This window comes from Fredinandcohnia quinoae, assembly GCF_022427965.1.
In the GTDB taxonomy this organism is placed as follows: domain Bacteria; phylum Bacillota; class Bacilli; order Bacillales; family Bacillaceae_L; genus Ferdinandcohnia; species Ferdinandcohnia quinoae.
In genome coordinates this window covers 42994-69416 of sequence record NZ_JAKTTI010000025.1, presented here as the reverse complement: position 1 = coordinate 69416, position 26423 = coordinate 42994, and the positions used below count along the sequence as shown (strand labels likewise).

Here is a 26423-nt window from a genome sequence, read left to right as displayed (position 1 = left end):
TCAGGTAAAGATCTATACCTACTAACAGTGCAAAGATTATTTTCACAGAAAAAAACCGGGCGAAAATGTAGGAATTCTCTCAAATATGAAGTAAACTATATTAGGATATATTTAGGTTTACGAAACAGTATTTGAGAGGAGTTTTATATGAGTGCACCATTGGCCAAGGATACATCATCGATAAATAAGACCACAGAAAAAATTTGGACTCGGGACTTTACGCTAATCTGTTTTTCAAATTTCTTTATTTTTCTTGGTTTCCAAATGACGCTGCCAACGATCCCATTATTTGTTGAAAAGCTTGGCGGGAATGATCAACTAATCGGAATCGTTGTAGGTATCTTTACATTTTCAGCCCTACTTATCAGACCTTATGCTGGGCATGCACTTGAATCGAAAGGTAGACGCTTTGTCTATTTAATCGGACTCGGGATATTTGTCATTTCTGTAGGATCTTACGGTTTTGCTGCAAGTCTATTATTCTTATTTGTATTACGAATCATTCAAGGTGTTGGTTGGGGATTTTCAACGACAGCATCTGGTACAATTGCAACGGATTTAATTCCACCAGAACGACGCGGAGAAGGAATGGGTTATTATGGATTATTCGGTAACCTAGCACTCGCATTCGGTCCTACCCTTGGGCTTGCTCTGGCAGGTTACATTTCATTCCCACAATTATTTGGAATATGTGCAGCTCTTGGATTAATAGCATTACTTCTAGCTTCAACAATACGATTTAAAAAGGTTGATCCTGCTCCAGTTAGCTCGAAAAAATGGGATTTATACGAAAAGAGTGCCCTACCACCTTCTATTCTATTATTCTTTATAACGGCAACTTTCGGAGGTATTGCGTCATTCTTACCCTTATATACTGCACAAAAGGGAATAGATGGCATTCAATGGTATTTCCTTTTATATGCTATCTCCTTAATGTTAACTCGAACATTCGCTGGTAAGTTATACGATGTAAAAGGACATCGGGCAGTATTTGCACCAGGTGCTATTTCAATCATCATTGCGATGCTCTTATTGGCCTGGTTACCAAATAGCCTTATATTATATATTGCCGCCATTATATATGGGTTAGGCTTCGGCTCACTTCAGCCCGCTTTACAAGCATGGTCCGTCCAATCCTCTCCACCACATCGAAGAGGAATGGCAAATGCTACCTTCTATTCCTTCTTCGATCTAGGAATCGGAATTGGTGCAATTGCATTTGGGCAAATTGCGCATATGTTCGGATATTATAGTATTTATCTGACATCAGCGATATCTGTGTTCGTATCTGTTATTTTGTACTATACTTTAATTGGCAAAAATAAAAAGGCTAGTATATAAGCATCATATAAGGGGAATTACAGAATTGTAGTTTCCCTTTTTATTTTTATTTACACTAAGACGTAAAAAACATTATCGATTCGAATATTATTGGATAGAATAGAATAAGACTGGAGGGTGATTCCGTGCGCCGTGTGCTTCTATTTTTATCTTTTATATTCTTTTTATATGCATCATGGACCGTGTATGTAAAGCTAGAAGGAAATACTAGTAATCAATCAGTTATTTCAACTATTACAGACGAAATGGATTTCTCGATTGTTACTGATAAAATAAAAGATAGCTTAGAGTATATCATTACTATTTTCCAAGAAAAAAATGATCAATTACCTCAAGATCAAAAAAGGCCAAATTTAACGTCACCAAAGGATCAAGTATTTTCTGTCTATAACATTGAATTAGGAAATACGAAGAGTGAGGTTGAACGACAAGCTGGTGTACCACAGCGAACATCCTCTAATGAATATGGTGTTCAATGGTATACATATCATGAAAACTATCAAAATTTTGTGATGGTTGCTTATGATGATACAGACAAGGTTGCAGGTTTATATACAAACCAGGACTTAATTTCATCATCAAAAGGAATTAAACAAGGAAGCACTAAGTCTTTTGTTCATGATACACTAGGTGATCCATTAATAAAAATCCTAAAGGGAACAGTTTACTATCAATTCCAAGATGACAGAGATTATGACATGTTTCACCTTGACGATAGTTATGTCACTATTTTTTATGATAAGCATCAAAAAAATACAGTTACCGCAATGCAAATAATCGGTGAACAGCTTGAAGAAAGTAAAACAGAGTTTTACACCGAAGCCTCTAAGAATTTAAAAGAAGGCTTTGAATACCAATTATTCGATTTAACGAATGCGGAAAGAATCAATCATGGACTAACAATCCTCAGCTGGGACGATCATGTCAAAGAAACGGCAAGAAAACATAGCTATGATATGGCTGAAAATCAGTATTTTAGTCATACAAATTTGCAAGGCCAGTCCCCTTTTGATCGAATGCTAGAGGATGAGGTTATGTTTAATTTTGCTGGTGAGAACCTTGCATTTGGTCAATTTAGTAGTATTTTTGCACATGAAGGGCTCATGAATTCACTCGGACATAGGGAAAATATTCTTCAAAAAGAATATGAGTTTCTTGGGGTTGGAGTAGCCTTTGATAGCGAATCACATCCTTATTTTACAGAGAACTTTTATGCGAATTAATAAGGAAAAGATAGATTCAAAAAAATGGAAGCATCGAAGTATAAAACTTGATGCTTTCATACACTACTATACGAATGTGTCAATGTAGGCAAAATCACTTCAAAGGTTGTACCTTGATTAACCTCACTTGTGACGTGAATATGACCATTATGATTCTCGATAATTTTAAAACATGTCATAAGCCCTAGTCCTGTTCCCTTCTCCTTCGTCGTATAAAAAGGCTCTCCCAATGTCTGAAGGCGCTCAGCTGGAATACCAATCCCTTGATCGACAATACTAATTGTTATTTCACTCTCACTTTTAACATTTACTTTTACTTCGATAATCCCCCCGGTTGGCATTGCCTCAATCGCATTTTTAATAATATTAATAAATACTTGCTTTAATTGATTTTCCTCACAAGAAACTGGCGGAATATTTGTATCAAATTCCACAAAAATTTGCACATTGTTCAATATTGATTGTGTATTAACAAGGGTTACTACGTCTTTTATGATTGTTTTAATATTTGTTTCTTTAAAAATAACAGCAGTAGGTTTTGCTAGAACTAAAAACTCACCCAGAATGAGATTAATTCTATCTAATTCTGCTAGCACTAAGTCATAATATTCATTACGGTTATAATTTGATTTAAATAATTGGATAAATCCCTTTATTGAAGTAAGCGGGTTACGAATCTCATGGGCAAGTCCGGCGGCCATCTGTCCAACGAGAGCAAGTTTCTCAGATTTTTGTAATAGCTGTTCTGTTCGTTGCTTCCTACTTGTAACATCCTTGCCAATAGTAAGAATTGCATCCTTTCCCCCGAACATAATATGTAATGAAGAAGCTTCAAAGAAAATTTTTCTACCATCTAAACGTTTAATTTTATATTCATTACTTGAAAGAGGCCTTTCCTCTTTAAGTACTACTACCATTCTTTCTTTTACCCTTTCCTTATAATCTTGTAAGGTGAATTCATAGATTGATTTACCTTCTACCTCACTTTTAGAATATGCACCCACAAGCTTCACTGCTGATTTATTTACATAAACAATTTGATTATTTTGATGAATAATAACTGACTCTGGTAATGTTTCAATTAATTGTTTGTAGTTTTCTTCACTTTTCTTAATTTCATTTCCAAAATATGTTGTCCGGTCATATTGCCAGCCGACAATCCAAGCAATTATTGTCGCGATAAAGAAGTCAATAGAAAAGAAGGAATCCTTAAAAAAGATCGTTTGAAAAGCAGTAAACAAAATTGAAATACTAACTAAAACAATTTGACCAGTTTTTTTCATTATTAACCCCTAAACACTTTTTTATATGACTATAATACCATATTATAAAAATAATTGTTAAAATTCCTAATCTTCTATCACAAAGATGCATGTATTCCAAAATGATGCAGAAAATATGACTTGTAATGATGTGACTGTTATAATTATTTTAGAATTCGAAATAAATTAATACGGAGGATTACGAAATGGAAACTTCTCTTTTTTCACCCTATACAATTAAAAATGTGACATTAAAAAATCGCATCGTAATGTCACCAATGTGTATGTATTCCAGCCATAATCAAGATGGCAAACTTGAGGATTGGCATTATACACATTATGTTAGCCGAGCGGTTGGTCAAGTAGGTCTAATAATGGTCGAGGCAACTGCAGTAACTCCGCAAGGTAGGATTTCATCACAAGACCTTGGTATTTGGAGTGATGAACATATTCACGGCTTTAAGAAGCTTATCCAAATGATAAAAGCCTACGGCTCAAAAACAGCGATACAAATTGCTCATGCCGGGAGAAAAGCAACAGTGGATGGGGAAATAGTAGCACCTTCCGCAATCCCATTTAATGAAAAAATGAAAACACCGAAGGAATTATCTAAAAACGAAATACAAGAGACGGTTAAGGCTTTTCAAGAAGGAGCATGGCGAGCTAAGGAAGCTGGATTTGATATTATTGAACTCCATGGTGCACATGGATATTTAATAAATGAATTTCTTTCACCACTTTCCAATAAACGTGAAGATGAATATGGGGGTAGTTTCAAAAACCGCTATCGTTTTTTGCAAGAGGTTATCGATGCTGTAAAAGAAGTATGGAGCGGTCCTTTATTTGTTCGTGTTTCTGCCAATGATTACACAGATGGTGGCTTAACTCCCGATGATTATATAGAATATGCGAAATGGATGAAAGGACAAGGTGTTGACCTAATTGATGTCAGCTCAGGAGCTGTTGTACCCGCAAAAATAAATACATTTCCTGGTTACCAGGTTGGTTATGCTGAAAAATTACGACATGGTGCTGAAATCGCGACTGGAGCAGTAGGCTTAATTACAAAAGCTGTACATGCTGAGGAAATTCTTCAAAATGAAAGAGCTGATTTAATCTTTTTAGCACGGGAACTACTAAGAGATCCTTATTGGCCAAGAACAGCCGCTAAAGAGCTCAATGTCAACATTGAGAGTCCAAAACAATATGATCGAGGTTGGTAAGCAAAAAACGTCGTGGTTTTTATACCCGACGTTTTTTTCAAATCTCCTTTTTATGTTCTCTTGCAATTTCATGTTTCATAAAATCTTTCGCTAAATATGTATGCTCAAATACTTCTCTGCTTTCTTCCAACAGTTTTTGACTATCATCCCCTTGGTACCTGGAACTTATATGAGTAATAATCAAATGTTTAACATCAGCTTGAACTGCAACCTTTGCAGCTTGTGTTGTTGTCGAATGATAATAATCATGCGCAAGTTTCTCATCTTCAGAACTGAAGGTTGCTTCATGGATTAGCAAATCTGCATTCGCTGCAAGCGTTATACTGCTATCACAATAGCGTGTGTCCCCTAAAATCGTAACAATACGCCCCTTTTGTGAAGTGCCAACATATTCCTTCCCGTTAATTACCTTGCCGTCCTCTAAAATAACCGTTTCCCCAGCCTTTATTTGTTGATAAATTGGACCAGGTTTAACACCCATTTCTGTAAGCTTGTCAACTAATAATGCTCCAGGTAAATCCTTTTCAACAATTCGATACCCAAGGGACCTTATTCCATGGTCTAATCGACCAGCTATAACACAGAAACGATTATCATCAAATATGATTCCCTCATCCACTTCAATGATTTCAAGTGGATATCGAATATGAGTACCACTAACTGATATGGAAGTTTCAATAAATTCCTTGATTCCCTTTGGTCCATAAATTGTTAGGAGAGATTCTCCTCCCTGAAAGGATCGACTTCCTAAAAATCCTGGCAACCCAAAAAGATGGTCTCCGTGCAAATGAGTAATAAAGATTTTTTCAATTTTCCTAGGTTTAATCGATGTATATAAAATTTGATGTTGTGTAGCTTCCCCACAATCAAATAACCATGTTGCACCCCGTTCATCTAATAATTGTAGTGCGATAGATGTAACATTTCTCTCCTTAGCTGGCACACCTGCTCCAGTACCTAAAAACACAACTTCCACTAGCCTTGCCTCCAATTACTTTTTGTGATCTTTCATTTTACGTTTTAGTTCTTTTACTATTTTATCATATTGTTCTTTCTCATCATGCGTGAGAGGTACCTCATTATAACGAACATTTTCATAATAAATAACCATATCATTCTCTTCAGTAGTATACCCAATCCGGTCCAGCCATTCTTTTGCTGTTTCGTCCCTTCTCCTACCCATATTAAATTTTGCAGCTAAACGCTCTAGTTCAAAAAAACGTCTCCTTACGTAATCTTTAGGTGGCTTTCTTTTGGCTAAGGAAGTAGGCTTATTGTTCACAAGTAGAGACGAAGTAGATTGAACTTTTTGCTTTACTTGGATTGTATGATGTCCGATTGTATAATTTCTCCATATTACAACAATAATTCCAATAATAATTAATGCAAATAACACCCACCAAAAGGTCGGATCAATCGGTGCATGTTCGGGTGAAATCAATTCATCCCCAAATGGATAATCTTGTTCATTATTTTTATTTTTTGGAAACTGTGCGTCATAAAATCTTGCAAAAAAGTTATCTTGTCCAAGAAGAAAGTAAAGTAATGGCATTAGCAAAATTCCAAAGAAATAGAAAACCCCTTTTAATAAAAAGAAAAAGGTTGGCTTAATTAAAGGTAGCGCGAATGTTAGCAGCAATGTAATCGCTATTAACAAGCCTACTAATACCAGGATCCATTTAATTTGTCTTCGATTCGATTCTTTATTATTGGAAGCACTGTATAAGAACCCATCAATGAATCGACCAAGCATAATCAGTAAAATTTGGAGACTCGTCAACATTAGGATAATATGTCGGTAAAGATAATCAGAGTTAAAGCCAATAAAAAATACGATGATTCCACTAAAAAACGTTATCCCTAATACAATATTTTCATTCTTCAATTCTGCTTCATTTATATGGATTGGAACCCTCCACATGTTGAATAAGGTTAAAATGATAATTAGTTCGATATGAAAACCGACCAAAAGTCCAATTCCTACATTCAGAATACCAGCTAAAATAACAATACTAAAAGCTCTACTCTTTATCAGTCTGAATAATACAGCTATCAAAACTGCACCACCTAGTACAATGCTTACAAATGGTATTAGTGGTGGAATTATATTCTCATGAATAAAATAGATAAAAACTAAAAGATAGACTAGTAGAATTTCAGTACAATAGTGAAAAATTCGTAGAAATGTATCTCTTTTCATAGCCTATCCTCCTATATAGAAATTAACGTCTTTTTTTGTAAAGGTACTAAATAACCTACCCCATCATGATCAATAATCTGGTAAGTTCCATTACTACCGGCCAATTTATTCAAAATACTTTCACTCCCACTTAGTAGCCCTGCTGTAATGATATAAGGTGCTAAAAGATGATTCTTCTCGATGAAAAACATCATTTTTTCAAAAGGGATAAGTACAGAATTACGATTTACCCTTGCTAACATTTCAAGTGCACTTTCTAGTTGTTCTTTTCCTTGACCCATTGAAAGGTGGAAAAAAGGCGTTCTTCCAGCAGAGCGGATATTGATAAAAAGCTCAAACTGGATCTTTTTCTTGGTAGCCACATGACAAATATATGTAATATAACTAAGTAGATTTTCTAAATTCTCAATATAACCATTGCCATCTTTTATATCAAGGATAATAGACCAAGCAAATTGAGATGTTCGTTCATATATTTTCGTTTGTAACATTGTTGTTCTTGCAGTAGCCTTCCAGTGAATTTTATTAAATGGATCGCTTGCCACATAAGATCTTGTACCAATTGGAGAACTTGCATATTCAAACAGAGAATGCTTATTCGGATATGTACCTTGTTTCTTAGGTAGTAGCTGCTCAATACCTGAAACAGAAATTGGAGTTGGATAAATGATTATTTCCTGAGACAACCACTGATTATACTCTAGCATCGCTACCCCAAATCCAAAAGGATGCTGAATTGTAAGGTTTGCACTTCTTATTTTTGCGAATCCCCGCCGCAATGCATGAATAGGGATTGAAATCTTCATTTCTTCTTTAGCTGCCATTGAAATAGGTATAACAACCTCAACTACTTGTTTCGTATGAGCTTTACTATATGGACTGCAGTCTATAACATTGTCAAAATATAAATGTAGTACACTATTAACAATCGGAACTCTGCCGTATTGTCTGAGGATGATATGTAATGTATCTTTTTCATTTGGAAAAAGCTTTATTTTATCTTTAGTCTGACTTAGAATAAGGTCGCTTGCTGCATGCTTAAGATACCATTTGCTTGCCAGGCTAAACAATATAAAAGTTAATGCAAAAGCAAATACAAAAATAGACTCCGTATAAAAACTAGAAAATAAGACGACAAATGCCAAGATAGTTATAACATTAATTATTTTGCTTTCTATTATTTGCTTATGCCAATGCATTATTCTACCTCCATTTGTTTGCCTACTATTTTTCCATTATACCTTAAAGCTTTAATTTTTCTAAGTATTTAAAAAACGTCTCTTATACGTTATTATAAATTAAGGTTAAAGATTTGCATGTAATGGAACAATAGAAATTAAGAAAATTAATTTAAAATATTTGCTTTAGATGATATTAACGGCTAAAATTAAATATTTGAGTAGGTAACTTTATAAAAAAGTGGGGTATTTATGATGACATATACAACACCAAAGACAATTGTTGTTATTTTTGGTGCCACAGGCGATTTGGCAAATCGAAAATTATTTCCTTCTATTTATAACCTCTATGAAAAAGGCGAACTAAAGGATGAATTCGCAGTAGTGGGTGTTGCAAGACGGCCACTAACACTAGATGTTTTCCGTCAGAATGTTAAAGATTCAATTGAAGAGAATATTCCTGTACCGCAAAAAGTGGATGAATTTTCAAGCCATTTTTATTATCATTCTTCTAATGTTAATGATCGTACTTCTTACAAGGAACTCAAAGATTTATTAGATGAGCTGGATTCAAAATATCAGACGGAAGGAAATCGCATTTTCTATCTAGCTATGGCTCCCGAGTTTTTTGGAACTATTGCTGAAAATCTCAAGGGTGAGGGTTTAACCTCGACCAGTGGATATAGTCGATTAGTTATCGAAAAACCATTTGGTCATAATTTACCTTCTGCACAACAGTTAAATGAGCAGATACGGCAAGCATTTTCAGAGGATCAAATATACCGTATCGACCACTATCTTGGAAAAGAGATGGTTCAAAATATTGAGGTCATCCGGTTTGCAAATGCGATCTTCGAACCACTTTGGAACAATCGTTACATATCAAACATTCAAATCACTTCTAGTGAGGTGCTAGGTGTAGAGGATCGTGGAGGATATTACGAGAATTCAGGTGCTTTAAGAGATATGGTCCAAAACCATATCTTACAAATGGTAGCACTTCTTGCGATGGAACCACCGATAAAATTGACAACCGAAGAAATTAGAAGTGAAAAAATTAAAGTTTTACGTGCTTTACGACCAATTGATGAATCTGAAGTACATGATTATTTCGTCAGGGGTCAATATGGTGACGGTCAAATAAATAATAAACAAGTCCCTAGTTACCGTAAAGAACAAAATGTAGATCCGAAATCAAATACGGAAACATTTGTAGCAGGAAAATTACTGATTGATAACTTTAGATGGGCTGGTGTCCCTTTCTATATCCGAACGGGTAAAAGAATGAAAGCTAAATCAACAAAGATCATTGTCCAATTTAAAGACATACCAATGAATCTATATATGAAAAAAGACAATCAGTTACAAAATCCAAATTTACTTGTCATTCATATTCAGCCTGACGAAGGAATTACCCTTCATCTAAATGCTAAAAGAGTAGGTCAAAATACACAAACAACACCTGTTCATCTTGATTACTGCAATAATTGCATTGATGGAATTAACACTCCAGCAGCATATGAAAAGCTTATCTATGATTGCATGAAAGGTGACGCAACCAACTTTACTCATTGGGATGAAGTTGCACTCTCATGGAGCTTTGTCGATCCAATCTCGCATGTATGGGAAAGTCAAGCAGCTACTAACTTCCCTAACTATTCGGCGGGATCAATGGGACCAGCTGACTCTGAAAAGCTATTAGAGAATGATGGATTTCAATGGTGGTCCGTTTCAGAATTAGAAAATAAATAAAACAAAAATGACCCCTTCATCGTTATAAAGGGGTCATTTTAATCATTATTTAAGTCACTTAGAAAGTCCTTTTCAAAGCTCGTACCATGCTCATTATCACCAAATGGCTGTTTTTTATTTTTAATCCCTTGTAAGACAATATCATCCCCATATTTCCCTTTTAATTCATCAAGTGCTTTCAATAATGGCTCCCTTTTAGCATCTTTCTCATATGAAAAAATATCTAATTGCTTAAATGCCTCACCTTTTTCGATTAACTCTTGGGCAGTTACTCCAAGTAATCGAATTGGATCTCCATTCCAATGCTTTTTCCATAACCGAAACGCAGCGTTATATATTTCATCATCTTGTTCAATTGGATTTTCAAGTTTACGACTTCTGGTAATTGTTCTACGATCATCATATCGAATAATGATTTGAATGTTAGCTGCAAGCATGTCTTTTCTACGTACTCTGGCCCCAACAGACTGTGAAAGCTTTTTTAATACTGTTTTTAATTCTTCCTCATCTGTTGAGTCATATGGGAGAGTAGTTGAATTTCCAATGCTTTTAAATCCTGCGATGGCATCAGGGTCAACATGCCGATTATCAACACCATTGGCCCTCTGTTTGAGTCTTTCACCATTTATACCGAGTAATTGTTTTACTTGAATATCATTCCCACCGGCAAGGTCACCGATTGTCTTGATCTGAATTGTAGCTAATTTTTCAGCTGTTTTTTTCCCTACTCCATGCATTTCCTCAACTGGAAGTGGCCAAAGTATCTTTTTTACATCACGTTTTCTTAAAATCGTAATACCCATCGGTTTCTTCATATCTGAAGCCATTTTCGCCAAAAATTTATTAGGTGCGATACCGATACTACTCGGTAAAAGCAAAGTCTTAACTAGACTTTCTTGAATTGAATGGGCAATTTCAAGCGGAGTTCCCTTTTCATAACAATCTGTAATATCCATATAACCTTCATCAATTGATACTGGTTCTACTAGATTTGTATAGGTTCGTAATAATTCAAACATGGCAAGTGATGTTTTGCGATATCGCTCAAAATTTGGTTTTCGAACAATTAGATTTGGACATTTTCGTTTTGCTTCCCATAGTGGCATTGTCGTTTTTACGCCGAAGGCTCTTGCTTCGTAGCTACAAGTAATAATAATCCCCCGCCGTTCCTCTACATTCCCAGCAATTGCAACTGGCTTACCCTGCAATGAAGGATCATAGGCTATTTCAACCGATGCAAAAAAACTATTCATATCGACATGTAGAATAACTCTCCCATTTTTCGGATACATTTCCTTCATACTTCACACACCCTTTATATTGAAAAGTGCAAGTGTTTCAATATTTAAAGAAAGACAGCCACCCTTAGGATTGGTGGCTGTGAACATGATTTTTAATATCATTAATTCCTTCTAAACTTTCGATTAAAGAAGTTGGTTGCAGTAAAGTGATCAATCTTCCTTCGAGATTAATAACACCAGATATATAGGCTGAGCTTTGGTATCCGTTAATACTAAGTTGCTTGATTTGTTCTGGACTAATATCTAATATCTCTTTTGCATCATCAACAATGAGACCGATTGAAATCTCATCCGTTTTTGCAACGATTATTCTAGTTTTTTCTGTATGAACAAATTTTTTATTAAAAAGTATCAAATTTGAATCAATGATTGGAACTAATTCATCCCTCATTGTAAGTACTCCACCCATATACTTTGGCATTTGGGGTATTTCAGTTAGCTTTTGAAATTTTTCAATTGAGATTACATGTTCAACAGGCAAACCAAATTCTTCATTAACAGCTGAAAACACAACTACTTTTTTATTCTCCATAACCATCCACCTCTATCAATCAAATGCGCCTTGGCGTATTTGCGCCCAGATTTTTTCGAGCTTGCTCGAAAAGCTTCCTTTAAAAATCTGAGGCATCCGCCGGAGGCTTTAACTTTATTCAGTCGGGGTTTGAACTCCCACTGAATTGGAAACCTATTTCCATTCATCTCACCATTTATAGAAGTTGGAGACTTCTACTGAATAAAGTTAACGTGCAACCTCTTCGATTATAGCTATTACTATTTCAGAGGTTTTTACTAGCTCTTCAATTGGCATTTTTTCATTTGTCGTATGAATATCTTCGTATCCAACCGCCAAATTTACAGTAGGAATTCCGTGGCCAGCAATTACATTTGCATCACTACCGCCACCACTTTTTAATAATTTACTTTCTCTACCAATTCTTACAGCAGCTTTTTTCGCGACTTCAACAACATGGTCTCCATCTCCAAATTTAAAGCCTGGGTACATAACCGTAATTTCTACCTCTGCACTACCACCCATGTCATTTGCTACAGATTCAAAAGCATCCTTCATTTTCTTAACCTGAGCTTCCATCTTTTCAGGAACTAATGAACGAGCTTCCGCTAAAATATCGACACGATCACAAACAATGTTGGTTTGTTGACCACCTTCAAATCGTCCAATATTTGCAGTGGTTTCTTCATCAATTCGACCTAATGGCATTTTAGCAATTGATTTAGCAGCAATTGTAATAGCTGATACACCTTTTTCTGGTGCAACTCCTGCATGTGCCGTTTTACCATAGATGGTTGCTTTTACCTTCGCTTGTGTAGGTGCCGCAACGATAATATCTCCAACTTTGCCGTCACTATCAAGTGCATATCCGTACTTTGCAGTAATTAGTGAACGATCAAGAGCTTTTGCACCTAAAAGTCCTGATTCTTCACCAACTGTTATAATAAATTCAATTTTTCCATGATCAATCTTTTTTTCTTTCAATACCCTAATCGCCTCAAACATTGCAGCAAGGCCTGCTTTATCATCAGCTCCCAATATAGTCGTACCGTCAGAGACAATATAACCATCCTTAATAGACGGCTTTATTCCTTTACCAGGAACGACTGTGTCCATATGTGAAGTAAAGTAAATGGTATCTACATCATTCTTTGTTCCTTCTAATGTACAAACTAAGTTTCCAGCACCATGTCCAGTTACAGAAGTTGTATCATCTTCAATCACCTTTAGTCCTAAAGAAGTAAATTTCTCCTTCAACACTTTCGCAATCTCTGTTTCATATTTTGTTTCAGAGTCAATTTTTACAAGCTCTAGAAATTCTTCAACAAGTCTGTCTTGATTTATCATATTATGTACCCCCAAGAAGTTAAGATTATAATAATAAGACTACCATAAAATTACTTATCAATCCAATTTTAAAATAGTTTTTTATCTGTTTACAAAGGAATATTCCCGTGCTTTTTAAATGGCCTTGATTCCTTTTTATTACGGAGCATTTCTAGGGATTGGATCAGCTTAATCCTTGTTTCACGTGGGTCGATAACGTCGTCCACCATCCCTTGACTTGCAGCAACATACGGATTCGCAAATTTCTCACGGTATTCTTCAATCTTCTGTGCCCTTGTCTCCTCTGGGTCAGAGCTTTCATTAATTTCCCTTGCAAAGATAATATTTGCTGCACCCTGTGGACCCATTACGGCAATTTCTGCATTAGGCCATGCAAATACAAGATCAGCTCCGATTGATTTACTATTTAACGCAACATATGCACCACCGTACGCCTTTCGTAAAATGACTGTCAATTTAGGTACAGTTGCCTCTGAATAAGCGTATAAAATCTTAGCACCATGTCGAATTATTCCCCCATGCTCCTGTTTAATTCCCGGAAAAAATCCTGTAACATCCTCAAATGTAATAATGGGAATATTAAAAGAATCACAGAAACGTATAAATCTTGCCGCTTTATCGGATGAATCTATATCAAGGCCACCTGCCATATACTTAGGTTGATTACAAACAAGGCCAACTACTTCTCCTTTAATACGTGCAAAGCCAACAACAATATTTTTCGCAAAATTCTTCTGAACTTCCATGAAGGATTCTGCATCAACAATCTCTTCAATCACTATACGAACATCATATGGACGAACAGCATCGAATGGAATTGCATCAGTAAGGTCTGGACGATAATCATCCTCTTCCTCTGTCCCATGAATAGGTGCCTTCTCTTCATTATTTTGCGGAAGATAACTGATAAGTTTTCGAACCTGTAAAAGGACCTCTTCCTCTGTCTCACCTGAAAAATGAGCGTTTCCACTAATTGAATTATGTACCTTTGCACCACCTAAATCCTCTGAACTAATCTTCTCACCTGTTACCGTCTCGATTACTTTCGGACCAGTAATAAACATTTGTGATGTTTTTTCTACCATGAATACAAAATCAGTAATAGCTGGGGAATATACAGCACCACCTGCACATGGTCCCATAATTACAGAAATTTGTGGGATTACCCCTGAATAAATAGAATTACGGTAAAAAATATGACCATAGCCATCAAGGGAAACAACACCTTCTTGAATTCTAGCGCCACCTGAATCATTTAATCCAATAAATGGTGCACCATTTTTAGCAGCTAGATCCATTACATTCGCAATTTTCTTCGCATGCATTTCACCTAGGGCACCACCAAAAACGGTAAAGTCTTGTGAAAACAAATAAACTGGTCGCCCATCAATCTTCCCGTAACCAGTAACAACTCCATCCCCTGGTCCTTGCTTATCCTGTAATCCAAAATCTGTACATCGATGCTGGATGAACGGATTTAATTCAATGAAGCTATCCTTGTCAACAAGAAGTTCGATTCTTTCTCTCGCAGTTAGTTTCCCCTTTTCATGTTGTTTTTCAATTTTTCCATCACCACCACCTAATTCAATCTCACGGCGGCGATCATATAAATCATTAATTTTTTCATAGATGTCTACCATTATTTTGTATCCTCCTTGCTATCTTTTTCACAAAACTCAAACAATACTTTTCCTGTTGATCTTGGATGCATAAATGCAATCTTAGCACCACCAGCACCAATTTTCGGATTTTCTTGCAGCATTTGAATCCCCTTTTTCTTTATCTCATCTATTCGCTCTTCAATAGAATCAACTGCAAGAGCTATATGGTGAATCCCCTCACCACGTTTTTCGATAAACTTTGCAATTGGACTTTCAGATGTCAGCGGTTCCAATAATTCGATTTTTGAATCTCCAATTTTCAAAAAAGCTACCTTTACCTGTTCCGATTCAACCACTTCGATCCCTTCAAGCTTTAACTGTATTGTTTCGGTATAAAAAGGTAGAGAATCCTCTATAGACGTAACGGCTATACCAATATGATCCATTTTTTTTATCATGTTGTTCCCCCTTCGAAACGAGCGCTCGCTCAAATGTAAATCGACAGAATCTCTAAAAAAACGTTAATGTATATATTGTAGCATGAACCTAGTTAAAATTGTGTATTTTCAGTTAACTACAAGAAGAGAATTCAACTTGTACGCTTGTCAATTTCAGGGTAAAATAATAAGCAGAAAAGGCTTTGTAGGGGGGGAATACGATGACCCGTAAAACGCAAAAAATTATTATATATTTAATGATAGCTGCTATGGCATTGACAACCATATTAGCAGGGGCGAGTATGTGGTTCTCATAGAAAAAAGGTGACTGTATTCGGTCACCTTCTTTCATTGTATATGCCTTTAAACATACTTTTTATATACAAATATTCTTCCATTTCTTTTACAAATTGTAATAGAGCTGCCCTTGCTTCAAATTCCTCTCTCGTTTTCGGTAATGGCATATCCCTAAATGTCTCTCTCATTTCCTCCAACTTTCGTAAGTACTTACGAGCCGTATTACCAGGATGGATGGATTCACTAATTTCTTCAATAAAATGGGCAACGATCTTTCCTTGTTCAACAGAATGAGTAATGGAAGTAATAATGGGCAGCATTCTTTGAATAATTTCAAACTGCTTTTCCCTCATTTCAAAATACAAATAATATTGATTTTCCTCACGCAGTAGGCGATTTTCACTATCACGTGAAGCGAGGGTTTTAGCTTTCTTTATTAACTCTTCAACCATTGTTATTTCCTTGCCATCCCAATTACTTTCTCCAATATGTAAATAATTGACCATTTCACTAAAAATTTTCCCGAAATTGTCTTCTAGATCTTGTTGATATTGTTTTAACTTTTTATCAACACTTGGCATATATAAATTGATCAATAAGGCCACACCAACTCCAATAATAATTAAACCCAATTGATTAAGGACTAAGTGCATTGTTACCTTGCCTGCTGAAAATATGTGTAAAATAATAACTGCGCTAGTAATCACGCCATCCTTTGCTTTTATGGCAACAAGTGTAGGAATAAAGAAAAGTAATAAAATACCAATCGAAATCGGATGATAACCTAATCCCTCAAAAAATATAAAAGAAAATAAAATTCCAACCGCACAAGCAATGAAGCGTTCCCAAGAGCTTTGAAAGGATTTTTTCTTAGTAACCTTGATGCAAAGAATCGTTAAAATCCCAGCCGATGTATAGCTATCTAAGCCCATCCATTTTGCAAGAAAGACCGCAATCATAGTTCCGATCGCTGTTTTTATCGTACGATACCCAATTTTAAACATGTTTCATCTCCTAAAAAACATAACTCCTATTAGTTTGACACTGAATCATCATTTTAACAGCAAAAAAGAATGATCGAATTGATCATTCCTTTCAACTATAATATTTTTTCTAAGAAATCTTGAGCCCGCTTGCTTTTTGGGGCATTGAAAAACTCAGTAGGATTAGAGTCTTCTACTAATATTCCACCATCTAAAAATAATACACGGTCTGCTACCTCACGAGCAAAGCCCATTTCATGAGTTACAATCGCCATTGTCATTCCCGAATGTGCTAATGACTTCATAACAGATAAAACCTCTTTTACCATTTCTGGATCTAATGCAGAGGTTGGTTCATCAAATAACATAATTTCTGGAGACATTGCTAAAGCTCTTGCAATGGCAACTCTTTGTTTTTGTCCACCTGATAATTTTCCTGGATACACATCCGCCTTATCTGAGAGACCTACTTGATTTAATAAATCAAGTCCTACTTTTTCAGCTTCATCCTTAGACATTCCTTTAACCTTAATTGGTGCATAGGTAAGATTCTCAAGAACTGTTTTATGTGGAAAAAGGTGAAAATGCTGAAAAACCATTCCAATATTTTGTCTAACTTTTGTAATATTTGTAGTTGGGGCGGTAATTTCATCGTTACCGATAAAAATACGACCAGCTGTCGGCTTCTCTAGTAAATTCATACATCTAAGGAAAGTAGACTTACCTGATCCAGAGGGTCCAATGATGGCGATAACCTCCCCTTTATCAATCGTAGTTGATATCCCTTTTAAGACATCTAGTTTTCCAAATGATTTATGAAGATTTTCAACGGTAATTAATGCATTATTCACTACGACGCAACCTCCTCTCGAGGAATCCACCCAGTACGGTCAGACATGTAACAAGAACCCAATAAACAAATCCCGCAATTAACAATGGTTCAAAATATCGAAACGTATTTGCTCCAACAATTTGTGCACGGCGCATGATATCCATTAATCCAATGACCGATACAATTGCAGATTCTTTCGTTAATGTAATAAATTCATTCATAAGTGCAGGAAGTATATTTTTAATCGCTTGTGGTAAAATAATATCCTTCATCATCGGGCGATATGGAATGGCTAACGCTTCTGCCGCTTCTTGTTGTCCCTTATCTACCGCTTGAATACCAGCACGGATAATTTCAGATATATATGCACCTGAATTTAATCCAAAGGCAATAACACCTGCTAGAAATTTAGGAATATCATATTGAAATAATTGTGGAACTGCAAAATAGATAATTACTAATTGGAGAATTAGTGGTGTTCCTCTGAATATCGATGTATAAATATTAGCAAACCATTTTAGAGCTGATACTTTACTAATTTTAAAGATTGCTAGGATAGAACCTAGTACTAACCCAATAATTGCCGATACTAGCGCAAAGGCTAACGTGATCCCGATTCCTTGAAGTATAAAAGGAATGGAAGGCACGATTTGGGAAAAGTCTATTTCCAAATTCATGCCTCACACCTCATTTCTATTAAAAATTTTATTTCGCTTCTAGCCATTTTTTTTCTAATTTTTCTAGTTCACCATTCTCTTGCATTTCTTTTAAAACTTTATCGAATTTCTCAACAAGATTACTGCCCTTTGGAAATGCAATGGCATAGCCTGGAGCACTTGCTGTTGGATCATTAAAGCCCGCTAGGTCAGCTTCTTCGATATATCCAACTGCAACTGATTCATCCAGATAAACTGCATCAATACGACCCGTTTTTAACTCTTGAATTAAGTCAGGAACTTTATTTAAAGCCGCAATCTCTATCTCTTTTAGTTCTGATTTTTTAAGTTTTTTTGCACCTTCATCTTGAATTGAACCTAATTGAACACCGATCTTTTTTCCGTCTAAATCTTCAATAGATTTAAGCTTAGAGTCTTTTAATGTAACAAATATCGATCCAGCCTGGTGATATTCGATTGAAAAATCAACATTCTCTTTACGTTCTTTTGTTGCATTCATGCCAGATGCAACTAGGTCTGCACGCTTTGATTGTAAAGCACTTACCAAGCCTTCAAAATCTAAATTGGAAATTTCAAGTTTATATCCTAATTCATCAGCAATATATTTCGTTAACTCAATATCAAATCCAATATAATCACCGGATGCGGCATCAATTGTTTCAAACGGAGGAAAATCGGCAGATGTAGCCATCTTTAATACCTTTTTCTCATCCTTCGAATCTTCACCAGAAGATTTATCGCTTTGTCCACATGCTGCTAATATGCTTAGAGTAAAAATAGTAATCATGGAAACTAGTAGTAACTTTTTCATATGTGCTCCTCCTCAAGTGTCTATTAATAATTATTCGATAGAATGTATTTTAACACATATGCATAAATATACAAGATGCTTTTTAAAAATAGTTATTAATTGTTAATTCAATATTTTTAAATAGTAATATAGAATAAACGAGCACAAAAAAAGAAGCCCTAAGGCCTCTTATACTTCTTCACAATATTCTTCAAATGCTTCTTGAAGTTTATTAACAACAGCCATAGGCTCGTGTCCTTCAATTTCATGACGTTCAACCATGCGTAGGATTTTTCCATCTTTTAATAACGCAAATGATGGAGATGATGGTGGATACTCACTAAAATATGATCTTGCTTCTTCTGTTGCCGCCTTATCCTGACCAGCAAATACTGTAACAAGATGGTCTGGTCGTTTATCATAATGAAGTGAGTGTGCTGCTGCTGGACGAGCAATTCCACCTGCACAACCACATACCGAATTAATCATCACTAATGTTGTTCCTTTACGACCAAGAGCACCATTAACCTCATCTGGAGTCTTTAATTCTTCATAACCTGCTGCTGTCATTTCTTTTCTTGCTTGTTGAATGATATCGTTCATAAAAAGATTAAAATCCACTTCCACTTTTATCTCTCCTTCATACATCTGAATCTAACTCTACTTTAATAATAGAGTTTTTGCAGATAATTTTCAAATCTGACACATTAGAATCTTAATATCATTATTTTTTATCCTGTTTCTCATATAGATTTATAAGTTCTCTTACAACAGAAGTAACATTTTGTTTTCCATTCACTACATTTTGTTCAAATAGTGGGAGTTGTTCTTTTATGATAGGATTTGAAAAGAAGTGCGATTCAAGATAGTCCTTAATCATTGAGTATATCCAATCCTTAGTTTGGGAACTTCTCCTGGATTCAAATACTCCCGTAGTTCTTGCCTGTACATGAAAACGACTGATTACATCCCAAATTTCTTTGATACCTTCATTATATAATGCTGAAGCAATGAATGCTTTTGTTTGCCAGCCCTTCGTAGCTGGTTGGAGATAATGCAAGAGACGGTTATACTCCGCACAAGCAACCTTTGCGTTTTGCAGATTATCTCCATCTGCTTTATTGATTAGCAGAGCATCAGCAAGCTCCATTACACCCTTTTTCATACCTTGTAGTTCATCACCTGCACCTGTTAACACAAGTAAGAGAAAAAAATCAACCATGCTTCTTACGACTATTTCACTCTGCCCAACACCTATCGTTTCAACAAGAATGACATCGAAGCTAGCTGCTTCACAAAGCAGAATAGTTTCCCTTGTCTTACGATTTACCCCACCAAGTGTTCCTCCTGAGGGGGTTGGACGAATAAATGCATGATGATTTCTCGCAAGTAACTCCATTCGTGTTTTATCACCGAGAATACTTCCGCCTGTTACACTACTACTTGGGTCAACCGCAAGAACTGCAACACGATGTCCTTGTTCACATAAAAAAGTTCCGAATGCCTCAATAAATGTACTTTTTCCTGCCCCAGGAACACCGGTAATACCAATTCTAATGGATTTTCCTGTATAAGGCAGAATGCGATTTAAAACCTCCTGTGCCTGATTCTGATGTTTTAAAGCATTGCTTTCTACAAGAGTAATTGCTTGAGCTAAAATCGTCCGATCACTTTGTAAAATACCGTCAACATATTCATCCGTAGTGCGCTCTTTTTTCTTAAAGAACTTTCTGCCTGTAGTTGCTTCCTTGGAATCAACCCCTCGGATGATTTCAGTTGTGAATCCATCAGATGCATTGATTGGCACCCACTCCGGTCTATTTTTATCATTCTTCATTTCTAGCTTCCTCATAGCCAAGGCGATAATAAATTTCCTCAATTACTTTCTGAGCTGCAACAGGAATGACTGTACCTGGTCCAAAAATAGCTGCAGCGCCATTTTCCCGTAAATATTCATAATCCTGAACTGGTATAACCCCCCCAACAATAACGAGAATATCCTCACGTCCTAGTTTACGAAGCTCCGCGATAAGTTGCGGTAATAATGTTTTATGACCAGCCGCAAGAGAGCTCATGCCAACGACATGGACATCATTTTCAACTGCCTGTAATGCAGTTTCCTCTGGAGTCTGAAATAACGGCCCAATATCAACATCAAACCCTAGATCTGCAAATGCAGTAGAGATAACTTTAGCACCACGATCATGACCATCCTGTCCCATCTTTGCAATGAGTATTCGAGGGCGTCTACCTTCATTTTCTAAAAATTCATCCGTCATCTTCTTCACATTCATAATTTCTTCCTCATTTGAGAATTCTGAACTGTATACACCACTAATCGAACGAATCACCGCTTTATGACGTTTTGAAGCTTTTTCAATGGCATCAGATATTTCTCCAAGACTTGCACGTGCTCTTGCGGCATTTACAGCCAATTCCAAAAGGTTTCCTTCACCTGAATCAGTTGCCCTTGTGATTGCAGAAAGTGTTTCTTTAACTATATTTTCATCCCTTGTAGCTCGTAATTTTTCAAGATTTTCAATCTGTTTCAAGCGAACAGCTGTGTTATCAATATCCAAAATATCTATTGGTTCCTCTTTCTCTAAGCGGTATTTATTAACACCAATAATGATTTCTTTGCCAGAATCAATTCTAGCTTGGCGGCGGGCTGATGCTTCCTCAATTCTCATTTTCGGTAATCCTGTTTCAATTGCTTTCGTCATCCCACCAAGGGCTTCGATTTCTTCGATGTGCTTCCAAGCTCGATTCATTAATTCATTCGTCAATGTCTCTACATAATATGAACCACCCCATGGGTCAATTACGTTACATATCCCTGTTTCATCCTGTAAATACAATTGTGTGTTTCTAGCAATACGAGCTGAAAAATCAGTTGGTAATGCGATCGCTTCATCTAGTGCATTCGTATGAAGTGACTGTGTATGCCCCATTGTCGCTGCTAAGGCTTCTATGCAAGTTCTTGCAATATTATTATAAGGATCTTGCTCAGTTAAGCTCCAACCCGATGTTTGAGAATGTGTTCTCAATGCTAGAGATTTAGGATTCTTCGGATTGAAACCCTTCATCATTTTTGCCCAAATTAGTCGAGCAGCTCTCATCTTAGCTACTTCCATAAAATAATTCATTCCAATTGCCCAAAAGAAGGATAGCCTTGGGGCAAATGAGTCAATATCAATTCCTTTACTGATCCCAGTACGTACATACTCCAAACCATCTGCTAATGTATATGCTAATTCAAGATCAGCAGGTGCACCCGCTTCCTGCATATGATATCCAGAGATACTGATGCTATTAAATTTCGGCATATACTTTGAAGTGTAATCAAAAATATCAGATATAATCCTCATTGAAGTCTCTGGTGGATATATATACGTATTCCGAACCATATACTCTTTTAAAATATCATTCTGAATCGTTCCTGATAATTCATCCCTACTAACCCCTTGCTCCTCGGCAGTAACAATATAAAATGCCATAATTGGGAGGACTGCTCCGTTCATTGTCATCGAAACACTCATTTGGTCAAGTGGGATTCCGTCAAATAGTTTTTTCATGTCTTGAATCGAATCAATCGCTACACCTGCTTTACCGACATCGCCTACTACCCTAGGATGATCGGAATCATAGCCTCGATGTGTGGCTAAATCAAACGCAACTGACAGACCTTTTTGACCCATCGCTAAATTTCGACGATAAAAGGCATTACTTTCTTCTGCAGTTGAAAAGCCAGCATATTGTCGTACCGTCCATGGACGATTTACATACATGGTTGGATATGGCCCTCGCAAAAAAGGAGGCAGACCGGGCATATAATCTAAATGGGTGAATCTCTTAAGATCTACTTCTGTGTATAAAGGCTTTACAGCAATTTGTTCATTCGTTTGAAAAAGCAAATCATCAATTGAATGTTTTATTTCCTCTTCAACTGATTGTTTCCAGTCATCAACACTTTTAACAGTTTGAGTTGTCTTTTGTAATGTAACGTCTGAAAAGTTAAATCTCTCACCCATTTGGTCGCACCCCCATATCAAGCTGTAATTGATAAAGCAATGAATAACAATCCGTTTTACGATCAATATAATCAGTAATACCTACTTCTTGATTAAGATGCTCTAACTCTTTATTTTGCCTACCGGCAACAAATAAGCGAATCGAAGGATTATTTCTTTTCAATTCCTTACAGATTTCTTCAAGCATCTCAACATACGTTTCATCCGAACCACAGAATACATAGGTAGTTAAATCAAGGGCAACTGACCCTTCAACAGCCTTAGTGATGGTTTCATAGCCATCATTTTTAATAACTTGAAAACCACCCGCTTCAAAGAAACCTGTAATGAAATCTGCTCGAGGTTTATGTGAAGGAATCGCTCCTAGATTGATTAAGCCCACCTTAGGACGTTCACCGGTTTGTTTTATATAAGATTCCGCAGCGCTCCGCAATCCTTCAAAGGTTTCGGAAATTCTAACCCGCGGGATTTTTTTAATTCTTGTCACATTACCGGTATTTACTTCCTGATTTTCTTGAATAACACTAGTTTCCTTCGTAATTAGAGGGGCATCAAGGGGCTTTTCATTCATATTTGCATATACATTCACTCCTACAATTTTATCATTCCGTACATTTACGTTTTTCTGTCTTTCATTTAAAATGTTGAATATTTGATCTTGAACAAATCCAGATTTTAATGATTGAAGCATACCCCCTTTTGCTTCAATCTCCTTGAACAATTCCCAGACCTTCTCAGCTAGTTCATTCGTTAATGATTCTACATACCATGATCCTCCTGCTGGATCAATAACCCTGTGCAAGTGAGATTCTTCCTGTAATATGAATTGTGTATTACGAGCAATTCTACTTGAAAAGACATCCGATCTTTTAATAGGTTCATCAAATGATGACACATGCAGACTATCAATTCCTCCAATGATCGCAGTAAATGCTTCCGTTGTAGAACGGAGCATATTTACAAAAGGGTCATTCGCTGTTTTTGTAAATGCAGAGGTTCTTGCATGAATATTCATTTTTGCCGTTTCTACATCCCCTCCTAATGCGTTTATGATTGTAGACCAGAGGATTTTAGCTGCTCTAAGCTTTGAAATTTCCATGAATACATTTGAGCTCACTGAAAAGAAAAATATCATGCGAGGTGTAATTTCATTAATATTAAAACCTCTATTTAATAGTTCATTGATATATTCAACGGCAGTTGCAAGTGTAAACGCAAGCTCTTGTACTGCATTTGCTCCACCATTATGATATGGATTGCCACTCACGATAATTGTCTTAATTCTTGAGCCATTTCCCTTCGCCCAAGTCAATGTGTCTCCCATTCGATCAAATAAGCATGATATTGGTTGAGGTGCTTCTCCCTCTTCAGCAAGTACACCTAATGGATCCATACCAACTGTACCTTCTATTGATTGAAGTGACAGATTGCCCTCAAGACAATACGTTGTAAGAAGATTCAACAATGGTACTGCATTGCTTTTTGTATGTATCAATAGTGGTACAGAATCAAGAGGAACTCCATCAAATGCAGATCTAACATCTTCTATATTCTTTATTGATAGTCCGCTATTTTTTTCCAAATGGAAATGAATCATCGATTGTCCGTTTGCTATTGCGTGCTTCACTTTACAATTTAATTCCTCAGCTGATCGTGCATCTATTTCCTGGCTATTCAACCATGGTTTTAGAGTGTACCCTAATTTATGTGTACCACGAACACGAGAATCAAATCCTGGAAGCTCTTTTACATGTGGAAGGTTTTGTATGTCTTCTTTTGTATAAATCGGTTTAAGGGCGATATTTTCATACGTATTTGTATGCAATTGTTCAAATGACTTACCCTTTAACGACTTCTCCGTTTCCTTCTTCCATGTCTCATAATCTACCGGAGGAAAAAAAGCATTTTGCATTTTATTTGCTTGATCTACCATCTTATTGCCCCCTCAAGTAATCGCTTTCAAAAATCTAGTTATCTACTTATTATTTTAGTATATACATGAATAAGTGACAATCCAAATAAAGATATTGTAAAAATGAACAAGGCATTGCCATTGCAATGCCTGTTCACCACTATTATTAATAAATAGATGTATTATCTTTTGATGTTTTTTCAATTATTTCTTTAACACGCGCTAAGAATCGCCCACATACAAGTCCATCGAGTACACGGTGATCTAGTGACATACACAGGTTAACGATATCACGAACAGCGATCATTCCATTATTCATTACAACTGGACGTTTGACAATTGATTCGACCTGTAAAATCGCAGCTTGGGGATAATTGATAATTCCCATTGACTGAATAGATCCAAACGATCCTGTATTGTTTACAGTAAAGGTCCCACCTTGCATATCTTCTGATTTCAGTTTACCAGTTCTCACCTTAACTGCGAGTTCAGAAATCTCACGAGCAATTCCTTTAATCGTTTTTTCATCAGCATTCTTTATTACAGGAACAAATAAAGCATCATCTGTTGCAACAGCTATCGAAACGTTAATGTCCTTCTTTTGGATAATTTTGTCGCCAGCCCACATGGAGTTAATTTGCGGGAATTCCTTTAGTGCTTGCGCAACTGCTTTGACAAAGAATGCAAAGAAAGTTAAATTAAAGCCCTCTTTCTTCTTAAATTCATCTTTAAGTGAATTTCTATAATCAACTAAGTTGGTCGCGTCAACCTCAACCATTGTCCAAGCATGAGGTGCCTCATGCTTACTTCTAAGCATGTTAGCTGCGATTGCTTTACGAATACCTGTAACCGGAATTTCAATATCTCCAACAGTAACAGGAATGCTTGGCGCATGAGATGATTTTACACTTGGTTGACTATCAACAGAAGTGGCTTCTGTTTGTTCTGGTTGTACAGCGATTTTTTCAGTAGTAGTTGGTATCGCACCAGTTTCTATTATTTTTAATAAGTCTTTTCGAGTAATTCTTCCACCTGCACCCGTACCATTTACTTTTTCAAGATCAATATTATGGTCTTGGGATAGTTTTAGTACCGCTGGAGAATAGCGGCGTTTATTTGTCGTATCTTTCGTTTCACTTGGAACCGGTGTAACAGCTGATTCTGTATTTGAAACCACTTTTTCAACAGCTTCAGTTTCTACAACTCCGCCTTCAACCTCAATTATACAAATGACTTCTCCTACCGCTAATGTTTCTCCTTCTTCAGCAACTAATTCTTTAATTGTTCCTGAAAAAGATGAAGGAACCTCTGCATTCACTTTATCTGTCATAACTTCGGTTAATGGATCATATTTATTAACCTTATCCCCAACCGCGACAAGCCATTTACTAATTGTACCTTCTGTTACACTTTCTCCAAGTTGAGGCATTGTAATTTTTTCAGTTGCCAATGTTAAAAACCTCCTTATTGCCAATTCAGCTTATAGATGATGTTCAAAAAGTCCAGTTTATCCTTCTTTTTGAAC

The 26423-nt window shown here is 36.2% G+C and carries 23 protein-coding genes; 5 read left to right on the top strand and 18 right to left on the bottom strand.

Features of this window, described 5'->3' with window-relative positions:
- Window positions 1-147: 147 nt before the first annotated feature.
- Both MJG50_RS15125 and MJG50_RS15120 read left to right on the top strand, forming a co-directional pair.
- Complete coding sequence (locus tag MJG50_RS15125) at window positions 148-1341, top strand: MFS transporter (protein ID WP_240256585.1); 1194 nt, start codon at window positions 148-150, stop codon at window positions 1339-1341.
- A gap of 125 nt (window positions 1342-1466) precedes the next feature.
- Entirely contained in the window at window positions 1467-2564 is a 1098-nt protein-coding gene (locus MJG50_RS15120) for a CAP domain-containing protein (protein ID WP_240256584.1), read from the top strand.
- Window positions 2565-2620: 56 nt separating this feature from the next.
- On the opposite strand, the gene MJG50_RS15115 is transcribed toward MJG50_RS15120, so the two are convergent.
- A complete protein-coding gene (locus MJG50_RS15115; protein WP_240256583.1) occupies window positions 2621-3847 on the bottom strand; it encodes an ATP-binding protein in 1227 nt (408 codons plus the stop codon).
- 185 nt (window positions 3848-4032) lie between these two features.
- Here MJG50_RS15115 and namA point away from each other — a divergent pair, with 185 nt between their 5' ends.
- Window positions 4033-5049 carry an NADPH dehydrogenase NamA gene (gene namA, locus MJG50_RS15110; protein ID WP_240256582.1) on the top strand — a complete coding sequence of 339 codons (1017 nt, stop codon included), beginning with the start codon at window positions 4033-4035 and terminating at the stop codon, window positions 5047-5049.
- Window positions 5050-5086: 37 nt separating this feature from the next.
- Here the strand turns inward: namA and rnz are convergent, their stop codons facing one another.
- Genes rnz through MJG50_RS15095 form a run of 3 tightly spaced genes read right to left on the bottom strand, consistent with a single transcriptional unit; the run spans window position 5087 to window position 8448 of the window.
- Window positions 5087-6025 (bottom strand): ribonuclease Z, encoded by a 939-nt coding sequence (gene rnz, locus MJG50_RS15105; protein ID WP_240256581.1) that lies wholly within the window; start codon window positions 6023-6025, stop codon window positions 5087-5089.
- A 15-nt stretch (window positions 6026-6040) separates the two neighbouring features.
- Window positions 6041-7249 (bottom strand): hypothetical protein, encoded by a 1209-nt coding sequence (locus tag MJG50_RS15100; RefSeq protein WP_240256580.1) that lies wholly within the window; start codon window positions 7247-7249, stop codon window positions 6041-6043.
- An 11-nt stretch (window positions 7250-7260) separates the two neighbouring features.
- Window positions 7261-8448 (bottom strand): DUF58 domain-containing protein, encoded by a 1188-nt coding sequence (locus MJG50_RS15095; protein ID WP_240256579.1) that lies wholly within the window; start codon window positions 8446-8448, stop codon window positions 7261-7263.
- 234 nt (window positions 8449-8682) lie between these two features.
- Here MJG50_RS15095 and zwf point away from each other — a divergent pair, with 234 nt between their 5' ends.
- Window positions 8683-10179: a glucose-6-phosphate dehydrogenase gene (gene zwf / locus MJG50_RS15090; RefSeq protein WP_240256578.1), complete on the top strand. Its 1497-nt coding sequence runs from the start codon at window positions 8683-8685 to the stop codon at window positions 10177-10179.
- A 38-nt stretch (window positions 10180-10217) separates the two neighbouring features.
- On the opposite strand, the gene MJG50_RS15085 is transcribed toward zwf, so the two are convergent.
- From MJG50_RS15085 to mce, 5 genes are all read right to left on the bottom strand, one after another.
- Complete coding sequence (locus tag MJG50_RS15085) at window positions 10218-11480, bottom strand: DNA polymerase IV (protein WP_240256577.1); 1263 nt, start codon at window positions 11478-11480, stop codon at window positions 10218-10220.
- 64 nt (window positions 11481-11544) lie between these two features.
- Window positions 11545-12012 (bottom strand): chemotaxis protein CheW, encoded by a 468-nt coding sequence (locus tag MJG50_RS15080; protein ID WP_240256576.1) that lies wholly within the window; start codon window positions 12010-12012, stop codon window positions 11545-11547.
- A 207-nt stretch (window positions 12013-12219) separates the two neighbouring features.
- The gene (locus MJG50_RS15075) at window positions 12220-13338 is read right to left on the bottom strand and encodes a M20/M25/M40 family metallo-hydrolase (RefSeq protein WP_240256575.1); all 1119 of its coding nucleotides are present in this window, start codon (window positions 13336-13338) and stop codon (window positions 12220-12222) included.
- A gap of 89 nt (window positions 13339-13427) precedes the next feature.
- Entirely contained in the window at window positions 13428-14978 is a 1551-nt protein-coding gene (locus tag MJG50_RS15070) for an acyl-CoA carboxylase subunit beta (protein ID WP_240256574.1), read from the bottom strand.
- Window positions 14978-15397, bottom strand: a complete 420-nt coding sequence (mce, locus tag MJG50_RS15065) for a methylmalonyl-CoA epimerase (protein ID WP_240256573.1) — start codon at window positions 15395-15397, stop codon at window positions 14978-14980. Before mce ends, MJG50_RS15070 begins: the two co-directional genes overlap by 1 nt.
- 200 nt (window positions 15398-15597) lie before the next feature.
- Between mce and prli42 the strand changes: the two genes are divergently transcribed.
- Entirely contained in the window at window positions 15598-15693 is a 96-nt protein-coding gene (prli42, locus tag MJG50_RS15060) for a stressosome-associated protein Prli42 (RefSeq protein WP_240256572.1), read from the top strand.
- Between the two features lie 21 nt (window positions 15694-15714).
- On the opposite strand, the gene MJG50_RS15055 is transcribed toward prli42, so the two are convergent.
- From MJG50_RS15055 to MJG50_RS15015, 9 genes are all read right to left on the bottom strand, one after another.
- A complete protein-coding gene (locus MJG50_RS15055; protein ID WP_240256571.1) occupies window positions 15715-16677 on the bottom strand; it encodes an aromatic acid exporter family protein in 963 nt (320 codons plus the stop codon).
- A gap of 95 nt (window positions 16678-16772) precedes the next feature.
- The gene (locus MJG50_RS15050; protein ID WP_240256570.1) at window positions 16773-17507 is read right to left on the bottom strand and encodes an amino acid ABC transporter ATP-binding protein; all 735 of its coding nucleotides are present in this window, start codon (window positions 17505-17507) and stop codon (window positions 16773-16775) included.
- Window positions 17500-18159 (bottom strand): amino acid ABC transporter permease, encoded by a 660-nt coding sequence (locus MJG50_RS15045; RefSeq protein ID WP_240256588.1) that lies wholly within the window; start codon window positions 18157-18159, stop codon window positions 17500-17502. The genes MJG50_RS15050 and MJG50_RS15045 overlap by 8 nt, the downstream gene beginning before the upstream one ends.
- 34 nt (window positions 18160-18193) lie before the next feature.
- Complete coding sequence (locus tag MJG50_RS15040; protein WP_240256569.1) at window positions 18194-18976, bottom strand: transporter substrate-binding domain-containing protein; 783 nt, start codon at window positions 18974-18976, stop codon at window positions 18194-18196.
- 168 nt (window positions 18977-19144) lie between these two features.
- Complete coding sequence (locus MJG50_RS15035) at window positions 19145-19582, bottom strand: BrxA/BrxB family bacilliredoxin (RefSeq protein WP_240256568.1); 438 nt, start codon at window positions 19580-19582, stop codon at window positions 19145-19147.
- Window positions 19583-19679: 97 nt separating this feature from the next.
- Window positions 19680-20792 (bottom strand): methylmalonyl Co-A mutase-associated GTPase MeaB, encoded by a 1113-nt coding sequence (meaB, locus tag MJG50_RS15030; RefSeq protein ID WP_240256567.1) that lies wholly within the window; start codon window positions 20790-20792, stop codon window positions 19680-19682.
- Window positions 20782-22986: a methylmalonyl-CoA mutase gene (scpA, locus tag MJG50_RS15025; protein WP_240256566.1), complete on the bottom strand. Its 2205-nt coding sequence runs from the start codon at window positions 22984-22986 to the stop codon at window positions 20782-20784. Before scpA ends, meaB begins: the two co-directional genes overlap by 11 nt.
- The gene (locus tag MJG50_RS15020; RefSeq protein ID WP_240256565.1) at window positions 22979-24919 is read right to left on the bottom strand and encodes a methylmalonyl-CoA mutase family protein; all 1941 of its coding nucleotides are present in this window, start codon (window positions 24917-24919) and stop codon (window positions 22979-22981) included. The genes scpA and MJG50_RS15020 overlap by 8 nt, the downstream gene beginning before the upstream one ends.
- 145 nt (window positions 24920-25064) lie before the next feature.
- The gene (locus MJG50_RS15015; protein WP_240256564.1) at window positions 25065-26348 is read right to left on the bottom strand and encodes a dihydrolipoamide acetyltransferase family protein; all 1284 of its coding nucleotides are present in this window, start codon (window positions 26346-26348) and stop codon (window positions 25065-25067) included.
- Window positions 26349-26423: the final 75 nt, after the last annotated feature.